Below are 26,525 nucleotides of genomic sequence, written 5' to 3'. Positions count from 1 at the left end.
GAAACTTAGAACACGTTTATTACAAATTTGATTCTTGACCTCTTGTGAATAAATTTACTATTTAGAATATTATTAACGACATAATGTTACTTACAACTTCACTATAATTCCTATTAGCGTAACCTTCTCCTTTCTATCTGGTCATACCAGTTATGTTGTTCATTAAAACATTAAATTTTTAATGCGTAAATAGAAAAATTTTGTCGATTAAGCTCGATAATTTACTGTTAAATAAAAATATGCCCCGGAAAAAATTATATAAATATAGTTATTCATAAATTTCATTTCTGTAATTGTAATGATTACAAATTAATGTGTATACGGTTAAAAATAACTATTTTCGCTCAACCAAGAAATTTTATTTTAGAAAAAATACTTATAGAATAATATAATAGGTCTTTTTATACTTTTTTACCTTTATTTAGTTATGTATAATTGCATAAAATGTAGATATATTTAGTAATATATGTTATATTGTTGATCTTTTTACAAAAAACATCCTAATATCATTATTAATAAATATATAATATGAAGATATTAGTCTATAAACTTATCTTCGTTATAAACGTAGGTTTTAAATGACAAAAAAGCTACAAAGTTTCCTTGGAGCACTTTGCAGCCTTCTATCTTTTTGTTTCCTTTAGCAAAATAATGGTTAGTGAATTTTCATTTTTTGGGATACTTATACCCATGTTTAAGTCTTTACATTGGAGACAGCAGATAACAAGCTTATATTACTGTATATTTTTCACGGTACTGCCTGGGAGTCATGCTAGTGATTTTTTTGAAAACTCTTATAAAATAACTTTGGTCATTAAAGTTAAGCCACGCACAGATATCTGATAACGAATAAGTAGTGAGTGTTAATAATTTTTTTGCTTCTTCCACTCGTTCCCTTTGAATATATTCGCTTAAAGTAATTCCCATTTCTTTTTTAAATAGTTTAGACAGATAAGTAGGCGTAATTTCTAAATGATTAGCAAGTTCATTCAGAGATATTCCATCGTAAACATTTTTATTAATATGTTTTATACATGTAGTAACCGCGTAAGAATACTTTTTTGCATTGTATTCTTTCACACGATCTGCAAAAGTACGTAAAGCATCCCCTGACAATCGCTTTACAGATTCTACATTATCTAATTGTTCCAGGGTTTGTATATATAAAATACTATGAGCAAAAGCAATATCTGGTGGCAGGTTTCCTTCTATTGCATATCGAGTGGCTAAGGTAATCGCAATAATTCCAAGGTTTTTTTGATTCCTGAGCGGATCCTCTATTAGCATAAGTTCAACATCTTCTTGCGAAACCGCATACATATACTGTATTAACTTTTTTTTATTGCCTTCTTTAATAGTCGAAAAGAAATCATTTACTAATGCCATATTGTGCGTTTTAGGTTTGTTTTGTCGGCGTTTTAAAATATATAAATCAGGTTTCACATTTTTATTAGGAATTTCCTCTAGTACTTTATTTTTTTCCAAGACAATATCTACATCTAACTTTTCATTGAAAATCATGTAATGTAATAAAATTCCCATATCAATTAATGTAGTTTTTTTAATCTCAGATAAACACTGATAATAGGCAAGTCTTTCTTGAATGTTATCATTTGATTTAAATTCTTTCTGAAATTTTATGATCATATCATCTGAATCTTTTGGATGTATAGTAGGACCGATTATAATAGTCCCTTTAATATCATCATGATTTTCTATATGAATTAGAACAAAATTTTCAAGATAGTTGTTACTTCGAAAAAGTGGCAAGTTAAAGGGATCGTTTTCTTGATAAATATCACTAAGATGTTCTTCTTTTGAAGAATAAAAAGGACTACAAACATTATCAGATGTAGAATGATATAAAATTTTTCTGTCTGCAGATAAAATATGTACAGGGGCATTAAATGCTTTATGTGCAAGATCACACAAGTGTTGTATATCGATAGAAGTATTCATTACATTCTCCTTTATAGATCCATAAAATATATTCTGTTAGATATAATTCACGACAAATAATACTATAAAATATCAAATTAGTACAATTCACAACAAAATATTACTATATCTTTTTTATAAAAATCATATATTATTTAATTGTAGTTAGCATCTAAACATCAGAGTAGATAAGTAAATGAAATAAGTTAAGTTCTTTTCTTAATTCTACAAGATATAATTATTGAACTTGAGAAAACAGTGAAGTACTACAAAATACAGTGGTAGTCAATGCGAGGACCAAGCTGGAAAAAGATTTAAAATACAGCGAAAGTAACAGGAGATACTGTACCACCGCAAGAAACAACAGTCAAAGTTCCAATTCAATCACTTATACAAATTGAATTCAAAAAAATAAATACTGCTAATTTAAATATGAAACTGAAAAACTATTTTGCTCCAAATTTTAAAAAAAGATAATAAAAAAGTTGTGAAATTGGAAACAGATGAAAGCGATACGGTTATTTTTGAAGCACTATGCTTTGAAAAGTACAAGGTGGAGGAAATTCAAGTACTCAACTAAACATAAAAAAACGAATGGAATATTCAAAAAAATGACACTATATTACTGGTCGCAACATTAGTTTTACTTTCCACAAAAGAGGAAAATATATAGACTTTACAAATACTAAAAATAGCAAATTAGATAGTTTTATTACCTCATCACATAAAGTGAAACTTTAATCAGTGGGGGTTTTGTTCATCCCCACTGATTATTAGCCCACACCAATCGGGCTTTTACGGACAGTTGATCCCCCACCTAACTTCTTTGCTTCCGCTGAATTTTGAGGTGGGGGTCTTACTGCCCAGCAAACAGCGAGATAAACTTATTATTAATTTCCAAATACAATAGTTGTTAATCAACAAAAAACTTCAATAACCAAGGTGCACAGTAAATTGACCTCAAAACAATAATTACTACAATATCAGGTTTTGCTTATTCTATAAAAAAGAAATATCACTTAAAAACTATTCCTTTATATCGATTTAGACATAAAACATTTTATTATATCGGCTTAAGTATTATGGAATTAAAATTGCGAATAACACCAAAACTCTTTTAAGGGCTCATACATCGTTCTTATTGAATTAATTATCTTTCGATACCTATGTCATTAACACAACTAAAAAAGGTTATTACAAGGGAATTTGAGAGGTTTTTTTCAATTCCAAAAATTTATTTTTGTAAATTAAAGGAAAAATAATCCGTATATATATACGGATTATTTTCTTAGAGTATACAATACTTTATTTTTAAATTTCTATAACTTTAAAAAGTGATTACTACTAGAATAATAAAAACCAAAACTTTCTCAACATTAAATTGAGAAAGTTTTGGTTTTAAAGTACATAATACTTACAATTAGCATTATAAGCAAGATCCACAAATTGCATCAATTAACTCACCAGTTATCCAACGACTGTCTGATGATGAAAAAAAACCTCTAAAAACTAGTTGATAATCTTTTAGAATTTAACTTTCCTATAATACTCTTTGCTATTTCTTCAATATTTTCATTTAGAAAGAAATGACTACCTTCAAAAGAATGAAAAGTACACGTTTTACTTGTATATTGCTTCCATTTTATTACTTGATCATATGTAGTAAATTCATCATTTTTCCCATTAAATATAAGAAAATCAATATCACATGGTTGTATATTATTATCATGAATGTATGTCTCGACAATCTTAAAATCTGCTCTTAAAATAGGGAGAAAAATCTCCATTAATTCTTCTGATTGAAGTACCCCAGATGGTGTACCTCCCATTGCAATAACTTCTCTTTTAAATTGTTCATTGGGAAGATTATATCGGATATTTTTTATTTTACTATTTGGATGGTTTCTACCGGACAAAACAAGAAATTCAGGTAATTCGTTATTAGAATCCTGTATTTTCCTGGCTACTTCATAGGCAATCAAACTCCCCATGCTATGCCCGAATAGAATGTACGGCGAAGCATCTATTTGCTTAACTATACTAGTGTAGGCATCATTTACGGCCTCTTCCATACCTTGGTACAAGCTTTCTTCAATTCTATATCCTCTGCCAGCTAATTCTATCGGGACTACTTCAATATATGGATTAAAGTAATTTTTCCATTTTGCGTAGTTAAACGCAGATCCCCCAGCATGTGGAAAGCAAAAAAGTTTAGTCTTCTGCATTGATTTTCTCCTTACTTTCAAATTTGTATATAGTTTGGCAAATTGTATAAATGTCTTTAATTATTATCTCTTGCGGAAATTCATCTCTTGTTGCACAAGCAGATAACTTATAATTTGGATCAATGTTATATTGTTTAAAGTAAAAGTTTTTAGGTATATGCTTGTATGAAATTGAAGTTCGTGATTCTTTTTTTATAGAGAATGAATTTAATGGGGTATAAAGCCCTTTTCCAATCGTTTTTATATAGCTTTCTTTTAATGTCCATAAATCATAAAAATAATTAATTTGTTCATCAGAATTCATATTAGATATATCATAAAATTCTTCCGCTGAAAAAAAATCTTTTGCTAATTTAAAAGCCTCTATTTCTGAAACTTTTTCTATATCAATACCCACATTAAAATTAGCAGTAGTACAAACCACCCATTCTCCTGAATGAGACACATTAAAATGAAAGTCAGAAAAGTTTTCAACAAAAGGTTTTCCATACTCATTATATATAAATCTAATTTCTTCATTATTAATTTTATACTTTTGGCAGATTAGAGATCGGATTAGTAAATCCCCTATCAGGGTCCTATTAATGTCGCATGAATTTAATAATCGCTTCATTCGCTCTTTCTTCCCATTTGAAACCAAGTTACTAAGTTTCTTAAACAAATGACTTTCAATATTCTTTGGTATTTTCACAGCGTGAATTTGTATGATAAATCACGTCCTTTTTTAAAGAATGGCTTCATATATGAACGTTACAGAAACTCAAATTAACTTTATTAAATTGCATATACAATAGAAAAGGTGCATATTTACATATCAATGAAAATATGCACCTTCCCTCAGTAATATCATCAGGCATTCGCTTCTATTACAAAGATTTCTATGTCTCTACCAATTACTTTTTACATTATCCCCTTAAAAAGTAATGCTCTTAATATATTCATTATTCCCTACACTTGATATGCAGGTATTGGTCTCCCCTTTTCGTTCATTGCTTTGCATCTTTTATACTCTCTACTTTTCCGTTAATAAAATGGACTTCTCTTTTATTCCTTCAAATTCATTTAGTAGATACATAGCTATTTTTTCAACTGCAGGTGAATCTACTATTTCCTCATGTGATCCAGGGACTGAATACCTATTTACTCTACCTTTTAATAAAGGTCCCCAATCTGTAAACAACTCTTTTCCTTCCTCAGCACTAAAGTAGAGAACTTCTCCAGAGTATGGTATTAAATCATGCTCTGCCATTAAGTTCAGGCATTTCCTATGAGCATTGATAACTTGCTTCAAATTCATAAGATCTGCATCAGGCGGGAGTACTCCCTCCATAATTAATCGCTCCACAAGCATATCTTGTTTATGGATGAGGCCTTCTTCCTGCTCAGTAAAATCTCTAGGAATGAAATGCTCATATATATATGAGAGCATTTCTTCTCTTGTTTTATAGTCCTGCTCTGAAGGTACTTTAGTATCCATTAGTATCAACAACTCAACTTCCTCACCTTGATTCTTTAGTACAGTTGCGATTTTATAAGCAATTGCACCGCCTAAAGACCATCCTCCAAGACGATATGGACCTTCTGGCTGAACACGTTTTATTTCTTCGATGTAAAGTTGAATTACTTCCGGCAAAGTTAACTCGTCAATTTCTTTCTTTTCTATAAGAGGATTCTGTAAACCATAAAATGAACAATGGTTCTTAAGCAATCTTGCTAGTTGAATGTAACAGAATACATTCCCCATAAACGGATGAACGCAGAAGAAAGGTCTTTTCTCTGATTCTTGTAGTGGAACTAGCGCTACTACTGATTTCGTCATATCATGCTTATCACGAATAAGGCATGCGATTCCTTCCACTGTTGGATTCTTAATCAATGTAGACACCTTAATCTCTTTTCCAAACTTCTCCTTAATTTTTGAAACTAATTTAATTACAAGGAGAGAGTGTCCTCCTCTATTAAAGAAATCATCATTTACATAGACATCTTCTATCTGTAACACATCCTGCCAGATTTCAATCAACTGATATTCAATTTCATCCCTTGGAATGATTGGTGTAGAGAAGTTATTTTCTCTATGAATAGTTAAATTGTTCAATGCCTTTCGATCAACTTTGCCATTTGTTGTAAGAGGAATCTCGTCTACCTTAATAAAGTGAGCGGGAACCATATAATTTGGTACTTGTGTCTTGAGATATTCACGCCACTCATGCATACTACCATCTCCAACTACATAAGCAACCAATCTCTGCTCTCCTAATTTATCCTCTGTTACCAAAACTACTGCTTCTTTTACCAATGGATGCCTCTCTATACTCGCTTCAATCTCTTCAAGTTCAATACGAAAGCCCCTAATTTTAACTTGATTATCAATTCTTCTCAAGTAATCTAAATTACCATCAGGTAAATAACGAACCAAATCTCCCGTACGATATAAACGTTCTTCTTCATTAAATGGATGACGGATAAATCGCTCTGCTGTTAATTCTGGGCGATTCAAGTATCCTCTCGCTATACCTGCACCCCCAATATATAGCTCACCTGTTACACCAACTGGAACAGATAACAAATTTTTATCCAATACATAAGTTTGAACGTTCGGCAACGGACGTCCAATTGTTACTCTCTTACTATCTTTTTTGATATGATAACACGTTGCATCAACCGTACATTCTGTAGGACCGTATACGTTATAAAAATCAATTTTTTCGGTCTCTACTAGCTGTTCCCATAATGACGGCATGATTGCTTCACCACCGACTAATATCTTACTTGGTACATGAACATCAGCACTTATTTCTAGCAATCCTCCATCTATAAGTAATTGAAGTAATGAAGGTGTCATATCAAACATTTCCAATTTATTCTCCCTAATATAGGACACAAATTGTTCCGGATTAGTGCGAACTTCACTTGGGATAATATATAAACTTGAACCATAAAGCAACATTTGTAATTGCTGAATAGATACATCAAAGGCAATTGACGCATTCAAACCGACGCGCATATTACTAGGTATGTCATGTGAGAAAACTTCTTTTTGTAAACCATAGGATAGGTTTATTACAGAATGGTGCTGTACTAAAGCCCCCTTTGGATTCCCTGTCGAACCAGAAGTATAGATAACATACGCTAAGTTTTCCCCTGTTACCTCACATATTGGTGAAAGTTTGCTTTCTTGAGAAAGCATTACTTGGTCCCTATCTAGGCAAACTGTCTTGATGTCTTTAGGTATCCATCCTAGTAATACCTCATTTGTAACTAACACTTTAATTCCCGTGTCTTGTAAAATATATTGCAGGCGGCTTTCTGGATTCGATGGATCCAATGGAACATAGGCTGCTCCAGCCTTCCAAATTCCCATGAGACCAACAATCATCTCAACTGATCGATCAAAGCAGAGGCCAACTAATGACTCTGTCCCAATTCCACATTTCTGTAAATGATGGGCTAATTGATTAGCTCTTTCATTCAGCTCTCGATACGTTAGTTGCTGTTTTTCATCTACCACTGCCACCGCGTCAGGTGTACGATTTACTTGCTCTTCGAATAGTTGATGAATTACATTCTCACGTGGATAGGATATAGCATTATTATTCCATTCTTCCAATAGCTTTCTTTGTTCAGCCTCCGTAATATATACTAGCTCCGATAGATTTTGATCAATGTTTTTGAGCATTTGCATTAACACTTTGTGTAAATGACCCAGCATTCGTTCAATGGTTAATCTATTAAACTTACTACGGTCATACATTAACTTTAACGATAACTGGATTCCTGGAACTACAGCCAATCCTAATGGGTAGTGGGTTTGTTCTTCCCCTTTCAATTCACCAATTTCCAGATTTTCTGAAGATTCTTCTTTCACTGGATAATTTTCAAACACATATAAACAATTGAACAGCGGTGTACCTCTAGGAACCTCACTCCACCCCTGAATCTCTGTCAAAGAAGCATACTCATATTGTCTTCTTTCTAACTCTTCTTCTTGTAACTTCTGCAACCAATCTATTACTTTTATATCATCAATCAATTGAATTCGCGTCGGTGACGTTGTAATGAAAGGACCTACGATGTTTTCAACACCAATAATCTCCGTAGAACGCCCTGAGCTTGTTACACCAAAGACAATGTCATTTTCTCCACTATATTGGCTCATGAGATATGCCCATGCACCTTGAATTACTGTACTCAAAGTAAGTTTATTTCGTTTCGCCCATCCTTGTAACGCTTGAGTCTGCTCTTCTGATAAATACGTAACCTTCTCTGTGTAACCTTTTTCTTCCTCTTTACTTTCTAAGCCCAGTAAAGTTGGTGCAGTAAAACCTTTTAGCTTCTCTCTCCAGAATTGTTCCGCCTGCTCCTTATCTTGTTCTCTGAGCCATTGGATATATTTCTTATATGATGAGGACTTAGGTAACTTCACAGCTTCTCCATTCATGCTCTTCTGATAGACTGTAAGTAATTCATTAAAGACTAATGGTAAACTCCACCCATCCAGTAAAATATGGTGATGTGTCCAAACAATCCGATATTCTTCCTCACCTTCTTGAATGACTGTTACCCGCATCAATGGTGCTTCATCAAATTGGAAGGCTTGTTTTCGATCTAATTCCAAAAAGACTTTTCTTTTTTCCTCTATCTCTTCACTTGTCATTGTACGCCAGTCTTCTTTGTTCACTTTAAATGGGATATTTTCATACACCACTTGTATTGGTTCTTCAATTTCATCCCATACAAATGCTGTACGAAAAATTTCATGCCGCTGAATTACAGATTTCCACGCCTGCTCAAATGTAGGAATATCCATTTCCCCTTGAATCATAAAACTCAATTGCACTATATACGGTGCAACATGTTCATCCCCTTGATCATGCAATGTGTGGAAAATCATACCTTCTTGCAAAGGTGATAGTGGATATAAATCAGTAATCTGATTGTTCTTTCCACGATGCATTTTTTTTAGTACATTTGTCAAACCTTCTTGGCTAAGATTAGCCATTGCAAAATCCGAAATGGTCAGTGCAGATTCTCTATCTGAAGATTGAATCAATCTACTCAGTTGATATAGCATATTCTGTGCAATACTTTGAATCGTTGATTTGGCAAATTGTCCAACATTGTATACCCAAGTGAACTGAAGTTTTCCATCTGTTACAACCCCAATTACATCAATTACATGCGATCGCTTGGAACCGGCAGCATGATCTAAACGCTTAAATTCGTTCTCTGGAATAAACATTGCATCGCTAGAAAACATTTGGTCAAATTGTCCAAGATAGTTAAAACTAATAGACGGTGTATATTGGGAGCTTAATGGCTCACACATTGTTGTGTTCATGTAACGCAACACCCCATAATCAACACCCTTATTAGGAATTTTGCGAACTTGTTCTTTAACTGCTTTTAATGCTGCAATTGGCGTATTAGCATTAGTAATATTTAAATGAACTGGGTAAATACTTGTAAACCATCCCACGGTTCTCGATAAATCAACATCTTCAATAATCTCTTCTCGACCATGTCCCTCTAAATCTACGCTTAATATCGGCTGCCCCGTACATGCTGCTGTAGCTTGTACCAATGCTGCTAATAATACTTCATTGATTTGGACACGGTGAGTGCTTAAAGTCTCTTGCAATAACATACGGGTCTCATTCTCGTTTAACACCACAGTAATTTCCTCAGTTACTGCGCTTACTGGATTACTTATAGTACCATCTACTGGCAGTATAACTACGTCTTGTTCAACCTGCTGCTCCCAGTAATGTAGCACTTCTTTTGATATTCCAGTTTGAGCGTAATGTTGTAATTTCTCCGACCATTCTTTAAAAGATGTACTCTTCATAGGTAATTGAATTTTTTGCCCTTGGACCGCTTGCGTATATGCTGTTTGCAAATCTTCCAATAAAATTCGCCAAGAAACACCATCCACGGCTAAGTGATGAATTGTCCAAAATAATCGACCAGTCTCCTCACCTTCATCAAAATACACCATTCTCATTAAAGGACCATCATGTAAATTCAATCTTTCTTGTGCAACATTAATCTCTTTTTGAATAACTTCATGCCAATCCGCTTCCGACACTTCGTCTAATGAAATGACAGTCAGCATCAATTGTTCTTCAATTCCTTCATTCCACTGTTCCCAAGTCCCATTAGGTAAACGTTCATATCTTAAACGCAGGGCATCATGATGAAGTAGAAGGTTACGCGCTGCCTTTTCCAGTGATCCTATGTCCAATTTTTCTTTCGTTCTAAAGAACATGGATTGATTCCAATGATGTGGATTAGGATGATTTTGTGCAAAAAACCTTTGCTGAATAGGTGTAAGTATCGTCTCTCCAGTTATAATTCCTTGTTCAGCTTGTACACCTTGTTCTTCTTTGACTACTTGCGCTAACTCAGCAATCGTTTGGTGTTCAAATAGTTGTTTTGGTGTCAACTGTAAACCAGCTTGCTTTGCGCGAGAGACAATCTGAATGCTAAGAATTGAATCTCCACCAATTTCAAAAAAGTTATCATAAATACCAATACGTTTTGAACCTAGCACACGTTCCCAAATGATAGAAAGCTTATGTTCACGTTCATTTCTTGGGGCCGCGTAGCCTTCTTGTATTCCTTGATAATCTGGTATAGGTAACGATTTCCGATCAACCTTTCCATTTATGGTTAGCGGTAATTCTTTCATTTCGACAAAGTAGGAAGGTATCATATGGATTGGCAGTTTTGTTTTAAGATACTCTCGCCATTCTTCTACACTACCTTCGCCCACTACATAAGCTACTAACCTCTTATCTCCCGACTGATTTTCCCTAACTATTACAACTACCTCTTTTACCAAGTCATGCTCTTGTAAAGTCGACTCAATCTCCCCAAGTTCGATTCGAAATCCTCTAATCTTCACTTGATTATCCATTCTTCCTAAGTAGTCTATATTACCATCAGGAAGATATCTCACAAGATCGCCTGTTCTATATAACCTCTCGCCTTCTTTGAATGGATGAGAAATAAATCGTTCGGATGTTAACTCTGGACGATTCAAGTACCCCTTTGCTAGACCTACTCCTCCGATATAAAGTTCCCCCATCACACCAACTGGAACTGGCAACCTATTACTATCTAATACATAAGTTTGGACGTTAGGCAATGGACGCCCAATTGTTACTCTCTTACTATCTTTTTTGATATGATAGCATGTTGCATCAACCGTACATTCTGTAGGACCATATACATTATAAAACTGTATTTTATCAGTCTCTACTAGCTGTTCCCATAATGACGGCATAATTGCTTCACCACCAACCAGTACCTTACTTGGAACATGAACGCCATCGCACGTTTCTAACAATCCGGCATCTATAAGTAATTGAAGCAATGAAGGTGTTATATCAAAGATTTCTAACTTGTTCTCCCTAATATAAGCTACAAACTGCTCCGGATCACTTCGTACTTCATTCGGAATAATATACAAACTTGAACCATAAAGCAGCATTTGTAATTGCTGGATAGATGCATCAAAGGCAATTGACGCATTTAAACCGACATGCATGTTAGATGGTATCTCATGTTCGAAAACCTCTTTTTGTAAACCATGCGACAAGTTTAGTACAGAATGATGCTGTATCAAGACACCCTTTGGATTCCCCGTTGATCCTGAAGTATAGATAACATACGCTAAGTTTTCTCCTGTTACTTCACATTTTGGTGAAAGAATGCTTTCTTGTGAAATCATTGCTTGATCCCTATCTAGACAAACTATCTTGATTTCTTTAGGTATCCAGTCTTCCAATGACTCGTTCGTAACTAATACTTGAATTCCAGTGTCCTCCAAAATATATCGTAGACGACTCTCTGGATATGATGGGTCTAATGGAACATAGGCTGCTCCAGCCTTCCAAATCCCCATAATACTAACAATCATCTCAACTGAACGCTCAAAGCAAAGTCCAACCAATGATTCATTCCCAATCCCGCATTGCTGAAGATAGTGGGCCAATTGATTAGCTTTTTCATTCAGCTCTCGATACGTTAACTTCTGTTTTTCATCTACCACTGCTACCGCATCAGGTGTACGATTTACTTGCTCTTTAAACAGCTGATGAATCGTACTTTCCTGTGGATATGCTACAGCATCATTATTCCACTCCTCCAACTGTTTTTGCTGTAATCCTGACAATATAGGCAACTTAGCTAATGATTTATCAGGATTCTCCACGATTACATTCAACCAGTTCCCAAAATGTTCAGCCATGGATTCAATAGTTAAGCTGTCAAATAAATCAGTTCTATAAACAAAAGTAAGTAATAAACCCTCTTCCACTTCTGCAGCAGTTAAACTTAAATCAAACTTAGCGATAGGAGCATTACTTTCCATTACTTCTATATTTCTTCCATGTAGTTCTGGTAGCTTCTGTCCCGTATTTTGCAAAGTAAACATGGTTTGGAAAATCGGAGAATGGCTTGTATTTCGTTCAGGTTGGATAACCTCTACAATTTTCTCAAACGGAACATCTTGATACTCATACGCCTTCAATGCTTTTATCCTCACTTGAGACAACAACTCTTGAAATGCCGGTGCATTACTTAAATCAGCTCGATAAACCAATGTATTGACAAAGAAACCAATCAGCCCTTCAATTTCTCGATAATTTCGATTTGCAATTGGGCTGCCAACAATAATATCCGTTTGTCCCGTATAACGAGCAAGGAAACTTTGATACGATGCCAATAAGGTCATGAAAAGTGTGGCCCCTTCTTGACGACTTAGTTCGTTTAATTTATCCAGTAATGAGCGCGATAACAAAACATTATGAGTTAATCCATGGTGGGTTTGCACTGGCGGACGCGGACGATCCATTGGCAACATTAAGACTGGTAACTCACCGGATAATTCTTCCTGCCAATACGCAAGTTGTTGATATAGTACTTCATCTTTCAACCATTCTCTTTGCCACTGAGCAAAATCGGCATATTGAACTGGTAGTGGTTCCAGCTCTGCTTGTTTTTCACCAATCGCATTCTCATAAAATGCCATCCATTCTTGAAGCAAGATTTCCATCGACCATCCATCTGAGATAATATGATGCATATTACATAGAAGAACCCATTCTTCTTCTGAAATTCTTATGAGTTTCCCACGGAACAATGGCCCTTTTTCTAAATCAAATGGAGATTCGACTTCAGTTTGAATCCATTGCTCCAACTTTCTTTCTCGCTCCTCTAATGAAAGCTTAGTTAAGTCCATTTGCAGAAGCGGACGGAAAACGGACGGTTGAATCCGCTGCATAGGATGGCCATCCTCTTCATAAAATACAGTCCGCAAAGATTCATGACGCTCTATCAACTGATTCCATCCCAACTCCAATGCCTCAGGTAACCAATTCCCTGTAAGACGGCATGCCATTGGCATATTATAAAGTGCACTATTAGGTGCAAATTGATCAATAAACCATAAGCGCTGTTGGGCATAAGACAGTGGAATATTTCCCCCTCGTTCCATCGGCATCAATGGTGGAATTTCTCGTTTTTCGCTCCCCTTACGTAACTGATCTATTCGTTTCGATAATGCCTCGACCGTTGAATATTCGAACAGTTCACGTACTGGCAATTTGATTTGAAAGACTTCCTGTAAGCGTGAGACCACTTGTGTAGCAAGTAGAGAGTGACCACCGAGCTCAAAGAAAGAATCCTGAACATCAATGTCTCTTATTCCTAGCACTTGACTCCATACTGAAGCAATAAGTTCTTCCAGCGGAGTTCTTGGGTATACAGTATTTTCAGCGGATTGTTCACTAAGTATAGGCAATGCCTTCAAATCAAGCTTTCCATTCGGTGTAAGTGGTAAAAATTCCATCTCAATAAAGTTTGTTGGAACCATGTAATTAGGTAAATGTGTTTGTAGATGTTCTCGCCATTCATGGACACTTCCTTCACCAACTACATAAGCTACTAATCTCTTATCACCTTGATTATCCTCTCGCGCCAATACAACAGCTTCTTTCACAGAAGAATGCGCCTGCAAAACAGCTTCTATTTCTCCCAATTCAATCCGGAAACCACGAATTTTCACTTGGTCATCTATACGTCCATGGAACTGGAGATTACCATCAGAAAGATAACTTGCTTTGTCTCCTGTATAATAGAGACGTTCTCCTGACTTGAAAGGATGTGGAATAAATTTTTCCTTTGTAAGATCCGGACGATTAGCATATCCACGTGCAAGGCTCTTCCCTCCAATATAGAGATCTCCAATTACACCAATTGGTACTAGCTGAAGATGAGAATCTAACACATAAACTTCTGTATTCGCAATCGGTCGACCAATCGATGGCGTACCTGTTGTCACTCCTACAGGTACGTAACAATCTGTGGTAACAACGGTATTTTCCGATGGACCATACTGATTAATTACCGCAAAAGGAATATCGTTAGATGGATACTGCGTTAATTGATCCCCACCAGTAATGATAAAACGAAGCTCCGTTTTATCTGGCCAAGATAATTTCAATAGTCTTTCCAGAATAGGCGTAGGTGCAAAACTAACTGTTATTTGTGAATCGATGAGCCAGTCCCTTAGCGCTTCTGGATTAATTCTCAGTTCCTCTGTTGACAAGTAGAGTGCTGCGCCAGCAGTTAGATACGGCCAAATCTCCTGGACAGCCGAATCAAAAGCAACCCCTGCAATCTGAGTCGCACGATCCTCTGCTGAAATATGATAAACTTCTTGATGCCAAGAAACCATATTCATTAATGAGCGATTTTCAACCATGACACCCTTCGGTTTTCCTGTAGAACCAGAGGTATAAACAATATAGGCTAAGTTCTCTGGATTTATTTGACGTGTAGGTGCGATTACGCTTTCCACTGTTAGTTCTTCTAACCTCACCATTTCGACGTGTGCGAAATGTCCTTCTTGTCCTTCCGCCGTCACTACAAATTGAATTCCTGCATCTTCAATCATGTATTCTAACCTTGATTTTGGATATAACGGATCTAAAACAACATAAGCTCCACCAGCTTTTAAAATGCCTAGTAAACTTGCCATTAGCTCAGCTGACCTCGGAAGATAAACTCCTACCACTGACTCTGGGGCTACTCCCTTTCGCCGTAAAACATTTGCCAACTGATTTGCTTGTGTATCCAGTTCACCATAAGTCCACTGTTTTGTTTGATCAACTACCGCAATCGCATCCGGACGCCTTGCTACTTGCTCCTCAAACCTGTCGCAAATAAGACCCTGATGAGACATTTCCATTACAGTGTCATTCCATGTTTCTAATAACAAAGTACGTTCGGGTTCTGATAGCATGCTCAGGTCATGCAACGGATTTTGTGGGCGATGAGAAACTTCATGTAGCCATTTCTCAAAGTGTCCTGCCATCCGTTCAATAGTAGTAGCATTGAATAAATCCTTATTGTACTCAAAAGTAAAAAGTAATCCCTCTTCCGTCTCAGTTGCCATTACACTTAAATCAAACTTTGCAATTGGACTATGGCTTTCTATCATTTCAATACTTCTACTAGATAACATCGGAAACTCTTGTTTCATATTTTGCAAGATGAACATAGTCTGGAAGATTGGCGAATGACTTGTACTTCGTTCCGGTTGCACAACTTCTACAATTTTTTCAAATGGAATATCTTGATATTCATACGCCTTCAATGCCTTTTGACGAACCTGATATAGTACATCTTGAAATGTCGGTCTACCACTTAAATTAGCTCGATAAACCAGCGTGTTAACGAAGAAACCAATTAGTCCTTCAATTTCTCTATAATTCCGATTCGCAATTGGGCTTCCGACCAGGATATCTTCTTGTCCCGTATAACGAGATAGAAAACTTTGATATGCAGCTAAAAGCGTCATGAAGAGTGTAGCCCCTTCTTTTCGACTAAGTTCATTCAATTTATCATGTAGCGTGCCTTGCAGAACCAGAGTGTATGTCGACCCGTGATGAGTTTGTATTGCGGGACGCGGGCGATCCATAGGAAGTTGGAGTACAGGAAGCTCCCCAGACAATTCTTCCCTCCAATATTGGAGTTGTTGATCAAGCACCTCCTCCTTTAGCCATCCTTTTTGCCACTGAGCAAAGTCAGCATATTGAACCGGTAATGGTTCAAGTTCCGCTACCTTTCCATCCATTGCTTTCTCATAAAATACCATCCATTCTTCAAGTAGGATTCCCATTGACCATCCATCTGAAATGATATGATGTAGAGTACAAAGGAGTATCCATTCTTCCTCTCCCACATGCAAAATACTTGTCCTGATTAATGGACCTTCTGTTAAATCAAATGGCACTTCTGTTTCTTGTTGAATTAAACGTTTAACTTCTTCTTCTTGATCTTCAGAAGAAAGCATAGTTAAATCCGTTTTCGGAATTGATTGAAAAGCATACGGTTCAATTTGCTGTACGGGTTGACCGTTCACTTCGTGAAAGACCGTCCGCAGTGATTCATGACGTTCTATTAGTTGATTCCATCCCGTTTCCAATGCTTCAAGTAGCCAATTCCCTGTAAGGCGGCATACCATTGGCATATTGTAAAGGGCACTATTAGGTGTAAATTGATCAATGAACCATAAGCGTTGTTGGGCATAAGATAGTGGGATAGCTTCTCCTCGCTTCATTGGTATTAGCGGCGGAATCTCTCGTTTTTTATCTCCTTTACGTAACTGATCTAGTCGCTTTGCCAGTGACTCCACCGTTGTATATTCAAATAGTTCACGTACTGGTAATTCGATTTGAAAAATTCCCTGTAAACGTGAAACTACTTGAGTAGCTAGTAGTGAATGACCACCGATTTCAAAAAAGGAATCCTGAACATTAATATTTTTTATTCCTAACACTTGGCTCCAAACGGAAACGATAAGCTCCTCCACTGGTGTTCGTGATGAAATAATATCTTCACTTATGAACTGTTCTTCTAATTCCAGTAAGGCTTTCCGATTCACCTTACCATTTGGAGTGAGTGGCATACCTTCAATTTTGAAAAAGTATGCCGGAACCATATAATGTGGCAGTTGCTTCTTGAGATATTCACGCCACTCCCCAGTATCGCCTTCACCCACTACATAAGCTATTAACTGCTTATCTCCTGGTCGATCTTCCTTCACCAACACGACTGCCTCTTTTACAGATGAGTGATCATGTAAAGCTGCTTCAATTTCTCCCAATTCAATTCGGAATCCTCTAATTTTAACTTGATTATCTATTCTTCCAATATATTCCAAGTTACGATCATTCATATATCTCACCAAGTCACCCGTTCGATATAATCGTTCCCCGTCCTTAAAGGGATGCGGAATAAAACGTTCAGTAGTTAAATCCGGTCGATTGAAGTAGCCACGTGCTAATCCTACTCCTCCAAGGTAAAGTTCCCCTGCCACACCAATCGGGACCACTTGTTGATATTGATCTAACACATACAACTCTGTATTATTAATCGGACGACCAATCGGAATAAGCATTGGTTCTTTTTCTAAATCACAATCGTAATAAGTCACATCCACAGTTGCTTCAGTAGGACCATACAAGTTAATTAACTTTGTTTGCTGAGCATTGTAAAAGATCCCCTTAAACCGGCGAACCTGCTCAGTGTTTAACGCTTCTCCACTAGTAAAAACTTGAATTAAAGACGAGACATCCCTTTTCGAATTATATAGTTCCATATAATCTAAGAAAGTAGATAACATCGACGGAACAAAGTGCATGGTGGATACACGGTATCGTTCAATATACTCCTCAATCACCGCAGGATCTTTCTCTCCTCCTGGTGGAAGTAAACAAACACGTGCTCCTACAAATGACCACCAAAATAATTCCCAGACAGAAACATCGAACGAAAACGGTGTCTTTTGTAGGATTGTATCCTCCTCGGACAATGGATATTTTTTCTGCATCCACTGTAGGCGATTGATAACGGAATGATGTTCAATCATTACCCCCTTTGGATTTCCTGTCGAACCCGAAGTGTATATGATATAGGCTAAGTTATTTGCTGTTACTCCACTTACCGGAGCTAAATTACTCTCTTTAGAAATCATCACTTGATCCCGGTCTAAACAAATTGCTTGAATATCTTTAGGTAACCAGTCCTGTAGTGTTTCTTTTGTTAACAGCACTTGAATTTGTGAATTCTCCAAAATATATCTTAGGCGGTTTTCGGGATAACTTGGGTCCAGTGGGACATAAGCCCCACCTGCCTTCAAAATCCCAAAGAGACCAATAATCATATCAGGAGAACGTTCAATACATATACCAACCAATGATTCAGGTCCGATACCTCGTTTTTGTAGAAAATGTGCCAATTGATTCGATTTTTCATTCAGTTCTTGATACGTTAGCTTTCCACCCTCATAAACTACCGCCACTGCATCAGGTGTCCGTGCAACTTGTTGCTCAAATAGCTCATGAATCATACAATCATGACTATAAACTACGTCCGTATCATTCCATTCTTCTAGGAGTTGTTTTTGCTCAGTATCCGATAACATTGACAGCTTTGTATATGATTCATCTGGATGATACGTGATTTCATTTAGCCAGTTCTCAAAATGTACTGCCATACGCGCAATGGTACTACTATCAAATAAATCCGTGTTGTATTCAAATGAGACGAATAGACCTTCTTCCACTTCATAGGCAGTTAAGCTCAAATCAAATTTAGCAATAGACATATTACTTTCTACCATTTCAATACTTCTATCAGGCAAATCTAGTCGTTCTTGTTTTATATTCTGTAGCGTAAACATGGTCTGAAATATAGGGGAATGACTCATGCTTCGTTCAGGTTGCACAGCTTCTACCACTTTTTCAAATGGGATATCTTGATATTCGTATGCTTTTAACGCCTTTTTCTTTGTTTGGTTCAAAATCTCCCGAAAAGTAGGGGTGCCACTCAAATCTGATCGATAAACCAACGTATTAACAAAGAAACCAATTAATCCTTCTACTCCCTTATGGTTCCGATTTGCAATCGGGCTACCAACTAGAATATCTTTTTGTCCCGTATAACGAGCAAGAAAGCTCTGGTATGCGGCCATTAAAGTCATAAATAAAGTAGATCCTTCTTGTCGACTTATATCCTTCAATTGACTGAGCAATTTATAAGGAAAAATCACATGATGCGTAGCCCCAGAGTACGTCTGCTTAACCGGCCGAGGTCGATCCACTGGCAGTTGTAAGATAGGAAGCTCCCCAGACAATTCTTCCTGCCAATACGTAAGCTGACGATTTAGCACATCACCTTGCAACCACTCCTTTTGCCACTTCGCAAAGTCTGCATATTGAATGGATAATGAACTTAATTTAGCAGGATTTCCACCCATTTCTTCTTCATAGAAAGCAAGTAATTCATTCATGAATATATCAATGGACCAAGCATCAGAAATAATATGATGCATCGTACACAGTAATAACCATTCATCCTTCTCTAATTGAACAAGCTGATTACGAATTAAAGGACCATTCATTAAATCAAATGGTTCTTGCGCTTCTCTCGCAATTAAACTATCTACCTCTTTTTCTTTTACTTTTAGAGGAAGTTGAGAGTAATCCCTTACAGGTAATGCTCTAGGAAGAAATTCGAGAATTTGTTGCACAGGCTGTTCTCCTACTTCTTTAAAAACAGTTCGTAATGATTCATGACGTTCAATGAATCGATTGAATCCCTTCTCTAATGCTTCAGGTATCCAATTTCCTTTTAGATGCCATACTGTTGGAATATTATATAAAGAACTGTTTGGGTTAAATCTGTCCATAAACCACAAACGTTGTTGCGCATAAGACAACGGGAGTGCTTCTTTATTCTCCTTTTTTTGCATTTGCTTCTGAAGCCATGCTCTCTTCTCAGGAGAAAGTGAACTCAGCTTTGCAAGTAAATCACTTCTCATTTTTTTACCCCTTCCTCAATCAAATTACTCTCGAATATCCCATGTGCTTCTTCCTCTGATAGCTCTTCTAATTGCTTAAGCAGTTCTAGTAATTCTTCATCATTACTGACTGCTGCTTCTTTTTGAATATAGTCTTGAAGACTTACACTCTCCTTACTATCATTCTGCATTTCTTGATTTTTGTTATAGAGCAATTGATCAATCTGTTCTGCCAATTGCTGCACCGTATGAAACATAAATAAATCATGCAATGGTATCTCGATTTCAAAAGCCTCTTTAAGATTGGAAACAGCTTGCGTAGCGAGTAGTGAATGGCCACCAATTTCAAAAAACGAATCTTGAATTCCGATGTTTTCCATACCTAAAACTTCATGCCATATCGAAACGATTGTTTTTTCCGTAGACGTACGAGGAGCAATATAACCACTTGCTATCTCCTGTCTCTCTGGCGCTGGTAAGGCCTTCCTATCAATTTTCCCATTAGGAGTGAGTGGAAATGCATTTAATCCAACAAAATAGGCTGGAATCATATAATTTGGTAGTTGATCCTTGAGATAATTACGCCACTTTTGAGCATCCCCGTCTCCTACAACATAGGCGATCAAACGCGGATCGCCAGGATAATCTTCCCGCACCATCACAATAACTTCGTTAACTAGTGTATGCCTTTGTAATGTCGCTTCAATTTCTCCTAGTTCAATCCGGAACCCACGAATTTTCACTTGATGATCGATTCGTCCAACATACTCCAAATTTCCATCTGGTAAATACCTTACTAGATCTCCAGTCCGGTATACTCGCTCTCCTTCTTTAAACGGATGCGGTATAAAACGATTTCGCGTTAAGTCAGGGCGGTTTAAATATCCACGTGCTAACCCTGATCCACCAATGTATAGCTCACCAACTACACCAATTGGAACCATTTTTTGTTCGGCACTCAGTACATATACTTCTGTATTGAATATTGGTTTACCAATTGGTGGCACTCTATGCATGACACCCTTTTCTAATTCCATATACGTGGAATACGTAGTATCTTCGGACGGTCCATATAGGTTGTACACCTTTTCAATCGTACCTCTCTCGTATAAATCTTGAACTAGCCAATATGGCAATGGTTCACCAGCCAAATTCATCACCTTTACCGAAGAAGGGATTGTTTTTGCTCGAACCAGTTCCTTCGCTGCCGATGGCACAGTATTAACCAAAGTCACACCTTTGGTAGACAACTTCTCTAGATGTAGAGCATTTTCAGTGACAATCACCTTACCACCCATCGTTAAGGGAACAAATACTTCAAAAACGGATAAATCAAAAGATAGCGAAGTTGAAGCTAACACTCCCGCTAATTCCTTTCGGGAATACGTGTGATGCGCCCAATGAATCATTGTTACTGTATTCCTGTGCTCAATCATTACTCCCTTTGGATTTCCAGTGGAACCTGAAGTATAGATAATATAGGCTAAGTTATCGCCCGTCACTTCACTCATACATACCGTAGTTACTTCTTGTTCTATTTCTGCTCGATTACAATCAATACAAATCACGTCAACGAATTTAGGTATAACCATTTTTTGTCGTAACTTTTCCTGTGTCACCAGTACCTTTATTTGAGCATCTTCTAAAATGTACTGCAGTCGACTTTCTGGATACGCTGGATCAATTGGGACATATGCTCCTCCCGCCTTCATAATTCCTAAGAGACCGACAATCATCTCGGATGAACGTGTAACGCAAATCCCAACCAATGATTCGCATGTTACACCATTTTTTTGTAAATAATGTGCCAACTGATTCGAGCGTTCGTCCAACTCTCGATATGTTAGTTCTTCATCTTCGCACACTACTGCAATTGCTTCTGGTGTTTTTTTCACCTGTTCTTCAAACATTGTATGAATCGTACTTTCTTCCATATCTATAACACGCGATTTATTCCATTCCTCTAGTAGTTGCTTATATTCTACTTTCGATAACATATTCAGTTCTGATAGTACACATTTTGGATGAGAGACAATTTGATTTAACCAATGTTTAAAATGACTTGCCATACGTTCAATGGTTGTATCATTAAACAAATCAGTATTATATTCAAAGGTTAGTGATAATCCTTCTTCCGTCTCAGAAGCAAATAAACTCAAATCAAATTTGGCAACAGAAGCATGGCTTTCCATGAGTTCCATTTGTCTTTTAGATAGCTGAAGAAATTCTTGTTTCGTATTCTGTAAAGTAAACATAGTTTGGAATATTGGTGAATGACTTGTATTCCGTTCAGGTTTTACGAATTCTACCACTTTCTCAAATGGGATGTCCTGATACTCGTATGCTTTTAGCGCTTTTTTTCTTACCTGCGACAATAGTTCTTGGAACGTCGGATTCCCACTGAAATCAGCTCGATAAACCAACGTGTTTGCAAAGAATCCTATTAACCCCTCAATCTCTTTCACATTTCGATTAGCGATTGGGCTTCCAACTATAATGTCGTCCTGTCCTGTATAACGAGAAAGGAAGCTTTGATACGCTGCCATCAATGTCATAAATAAAGTGCATCCTTCTTGCAAACTTAAATCTTTGAGCTTTTCCTGTAGGGAATTCGCCACTATTAAGGACTGACTTGCACCACGATAGGTTTGAACTGCAGGTCGAGGACGATCCATCGGTAATTGTAAAACCGGTAGTTCCCCAGATAATTCTTCCTTCCAATATTGAAGATGCTGATTCAAATTCTCCTCTTTTTGCCATTCCTTCTGCCACATGACAAAATCTGCATATTGGATAGATAACTCCTTCAATTCCACTGGTTTTCCGGTTAGTGCTCCTTCATAAAAAGCCATCCATTCTTCAAGTAAGATTCCCATTGACCATCCATCTGAAATAATATGATGCATCGTACAAATGAGAACCCATTCTTCCCTGTCCACTTTCAATATTCGTGTTCGAATCAGAGGATCTTGTCCAAAATGAAATGGTTCCTCCGCCTCGTTTTGAATAAGGCGTTTCATTTCTCTTTCCCTATCTTCCAAAGAAAGATCTGTTAGATTCGTTTGAGGAATATGTCTGAACACATGAGATTGAACCTGTTGAAAAGGTTCACCCTCTTGTTCTAGAATTGTCGTCCTTAATGATTCATGACGCTCCAACAATTGATTCCATCCGACCTCCAATGCTTCAATTGACCATTTACCTGTTAAGCGACACGCTGCATGAATATTGTACATAGCACTATTTGGCATTAATTGATCAATAAACCATAGACGTTTCTGCGCATAGGAAAGTGGGATAACTTCTTCTCGTTTCATAGGTACAAGAGGAGCAACCTCTCGTTTTTTATCTTCTTTTCGTAACTGATCTACTCGTTTCGCCAATGCTTCCACTGTATCGTGCTTGAAAAGTTCACGTAATGGAATTTTAATTTGGAACAGTTCTTGCAATCTAGAGACGATTTGAGTAGCAAGTAGTGAGTGCCCACCACGTTCAAAGAAGGAATCTTGAATACCAATATTTTCTGTTCCTAACACTTGACTCCAAACCGAGGCAATAAGCTCTTCCGATGGCGTCCGAGGTAGCGCATTTAAATCTTCAATAGCTTGCTCATCAGGTGCTGGCAAGGCCTTTCGGTCAATTTTCCCATTTGGAGTAAGCGGGAAATGTTCTAACTCTATAAAGTGCGCTGGAATCATATGATTCGGTAATTGGTTTTGTAAATACTCTCTCCACTCTTGGGTATTTCCATCGCTTATTACATATGCAACCAATCGTTGATCATCTGGACGATCTTCTCTAACTAATACGACAGCCTCTTTAATAAACGAACATTTTTCTAAAGTGGCTTCAATTTCACCTAATTCAATCCTAAAACCACGCATTTTGACTTGATGATCCATTCTACCTATAAATTCTATATTTCCATCAGTTAGATATCTTACTGAATCTCCTGTTCGATATAGTCGTTCCCCCAATCGAAATGGGTGCGAAACGAATTTTTCAGCAGTAAGATTCGGACGATTTAAGTATCCACGTGCTAAACCAGCACCACCAATATATAACTCACCCTCAATTCCTATTGATTGCAAGCGTTGATTTTGGTCTAATACATATAATTGCGTGTTCTGTATTGGCTGCCCAATAGAAACAAATTCTTGATTAGGCTGAATATCAAATGCATTGACATAAATAGTGGCTTCAGTTGGCCCATAAAAGTTGGTTAATTTCACTTGTCCACTATAATCCCATTTCTGTTGAAAACGTCTAACTAACCCTGAACTTAGTTCTTCTCCACCAGAAAATACATGGCGTACGGACGAACAATTCATGTTCAATTCAATATGATTGAAGTAATCTAAGAAAACAGATAACATCGAAGGTACAAATTGAACTATAGTAACCTGATGTTGTTTAATCACTTCAGCTATAATAGAAGGATCTTTTTCTCCACCTGGAGGTAGGAAAGATACACTTGCACCAACATGAATGCCCCAAAACAATTCCCAAACAGAGACATCAAATGAGAATGGCGTTTTCTGCAAGACCACATCTTTTTCAGAAAGCGGATATTTATGTTGCATCCATTCTAGATAATTAATTACTGAATGATGCTCAATCATTACTCCCTTTGGATTCCCTGTAGATCCTGAAGTATACATAACATACGCTAAATTTTCTCCTGTTACACCACTTATACATGGGGTTGTTTCTTCTTTTTCAATTGCAGTGTAATCTTTATTCATACAAATCGTTTCTATATTTTCAGACACAAACAAATTTTTAGAATCTTCTTCCGTCACTAGTACTTCGATTCCAGCATCCTCTAATATATATCGAAGTCGACTCTCTGGATAAGTAGGGTCAAGTGGAACATACGCTGCTCCTGATTTTAGAATACCTAATAACGCTATCATCATTTGTAATGAACGTTCCATATATACCCCAACTAGAGACTCTGGGCCTACACCATGCTTTTGTAAATAATGAGCTAACTGATTTGCACGCTTCTCCAACTCTTTATAGGTAATTTGTTCATTTTCGTAACTAGCCGCGATTGCTTCCGGTGTTTTTTTTACTTGCTCCTCAAACATCGTATGAATCATGCCTTCAGCCGAATAATTAACTTGAGTATGATTCCATTCCTCTAGTAACTGTATTTGTTCTTCTTCTGTTAAATGAGTAATTTCAAATAGTTTTGAATCTAGGCTCTTCGTCATCTGAATTAATATTTGCAATAAGTGATTCTGAATCAGATTTATTGTTTCTTCATTAAAATAGCTTCGATCATACATCAACTTTAAAGTAATTTTCTTACCGGGCATTACAATGAGTGTTAAAGGATAATTTGTTTGTTCCGTGCTTTTAACATCTAGTAATCTTAAATCATCATTTCTCTCACCTTGAATTGGATAATTTTCAAACACATACAAGGTATGAAATAAGGAGCAATTTCGCGGAACCTCACTCCAGCCTTGAATATCTATCAACGAATTATACTCATACTGTCTTCGTTCCATTTCTTTCATTTGTATTTTACGAAGCCAATCTACTACTGATGCATTATCCGTTAATCGAATTCTGGTAGGTAATGTGTTAATAAATAGCCCCACCATATTCTCTGCTCCTATTAAATCAGTAGGACGTCCAGCGCTAGTTACGCCAAATACGACGTCACTGTCACCGCTATACCTACTCAGCAAATAAGCCCATGCACCTTGTACTAACGTATTCAACGTTAATCGACTATTTCGTACCCACTTTTGTAAACTCTCAGTAAGTTCCTCAGATACTTGATAAGCAAACTCTCCATAACCCTTCTCTTGTCCTTGATCCTTTCTTTCCATTGCTAATGGAGTGGGTGCATAGAACCCTTTTAATTCTTCTTTCCAAAATTCCTCTGCTTGACTTTGATCTTGTTTATTTATCCATTGAATATATTTTTTATAAGGAAGAGATTTAGGAAGATTCAACAATTCTCCCTTTATCATCTTGAGATAAACTTCCATCACTTCACTAAAGACCAATGACACACTCCATCCATCTAGCAAAATATGATGATGTGTCCAGATAATTCTCGTTTCCTCTTTTGCTTCTTTAATCGCAGTGACTCTCATCAATGGTGCTTCATCCAATAAAAATCCTTTCCTACGATCTGCAGTCAAAAACTGTTGTAATTTCTTCTCCTTCTCCTCATGCGAATAGGTACTCCAATCCTCTTGATGAATAGTAAAAGGAAGACGTTCGTAAACTGCTTGTAGAGGTTTTTCTACTTCTTCCCAAACAAATACTGAGCGCAGAACCTCATGTCGTTGAATAACATATTCCCAAGCTTTTTCAAAAGTAGCAACATCCAATTGCCCCCCGAGCAAGAAACCTACTTGTACAATATAGGAAAAAGAATGTTCATCATCTTGATCGTATAAAGTATGAAACAGTATTCCTTTTTGCAAAGGTGATAAACCATATATATCAATAACGTCTCCCAT

The 26,525-nt window shown here is 36.7% G+C and carries 6 protein-coding genes and 1 pseudogene; 1 reads left to right on the top strand and 6 read right to left on the bottom strand.

Features of this window, described 5'->3' with window-relative positions; translation table 11 throughout:
* Window positions 1-729: 729 nt before the first annotated feature.
* Complete coding sequence (locus tag IBT51_RS10635) at window positions 730-1,959, bottom strand: helix-turn-helix domain-containing protein (RefSeq protein ID WP_023521964.1); 1,230 nt, start codon at window positions 1,957-1,959, stop codon at window positions 730-732.
* 430 nt (window positions 1,960-2,389) lie between these two features.
* Between IBT51_RS10635 and IBT51_RS10630 the strand changes: the two genes are divergently transcribed.
* Window positions 2,390-2,518: a peptidase gene (locus IBT51_RS10630; protein WP_088022120.1), complete on the top strand. Its 129-nt coding sequence runs from the start codon at window positions 2,390-2,392 to the stop codon at window positions 2,516-2,518.
* 846 nt (window positions 2,519-3,364) lie between these two features.
* On the opposite strand, the pseudogene IBT51_RS27310 reads toward IBT51_RS10630, so the two are convergent.
* From IBT51_RS27310 to IBT51_RS10610, 5 genes and pseudogenes are all read right to left on the bottom strand, one after another.
* A pseudogene (locus IBT51_RS27310) lies at window positions 3,365-3,439 on the bottom strand (short-chain dehydrogenase); the annotation flags it as partial.
* A gap of 1 nt (window position 3,440) precedes the next feature.
* Window positions 3,441-4,163: a thioesterase II family protein gene (locus IBT51_RS10625; protein ID WP_023521954.1), complete on the bottom strand. Its 723-nt coding sequence runs from the start codon at window positions 4,161-4,163 to the stop codon at window positions 3,441-3,443.
* Window positions 4,150-4,854, bottom strand: coding sequence for a 4'-phosphopantetheinyl transferase family protein (locus IBT51_RS10620; RefSeq protein WP_481748732.1), 705 nt, complete (start codon window positions 4,852-4,854; stop codon window positions 4,150-4,152). The genes IBT51_RS10625 and IBT51_RS10620 overlap by 14 nt, the downstream gene beginning before the upstream one ends.
* A gap of 321 nt (window positions 4,855-5,175) precedes the next feature.
* Window positions 5,176-20,058, bottom strand: coding sequence for a non-ribosomal peptide synthetase (locus IBT51_RS10615; RefSeq protein ID WP_200458353.1), 14,883 nt, complete (start codon window positions 20,056-20,058; stop codon window positions 5,176-5,178).
* The gene (locus IBT51_RS10610) at window positions 20,055-26,525 is read right to left on the bottom strand and encodes a non-ribosomal peptide synthetase (RefSeq protein WP_200458354.1); all 6,471 of its coding nucleotides are present in this window, start codon (window positions 26,523-26,525) and stop codon (window positions 20,055-20,057) included. The genes IBT51_RS10615 and IBT51_RS10610 overlap by 4 nt, the downstream gene beginning before the upstream one ends.

The organism is Bacillus sp. S71 (genome assembly GCF_016625265.1).
In the GTDB taxonomy this organism is placed as follows: Bacteria; Bacillota; Bacilli; order Bacillales; family Bacillaceae_G; genus Bacillus_A; species Bacillus_A cereus.
The sequence above is the reverse complement of the archived record's forward strand: the minus strand, read 5'-3'. Positions and strand labels throughout refer to the sequence as shown.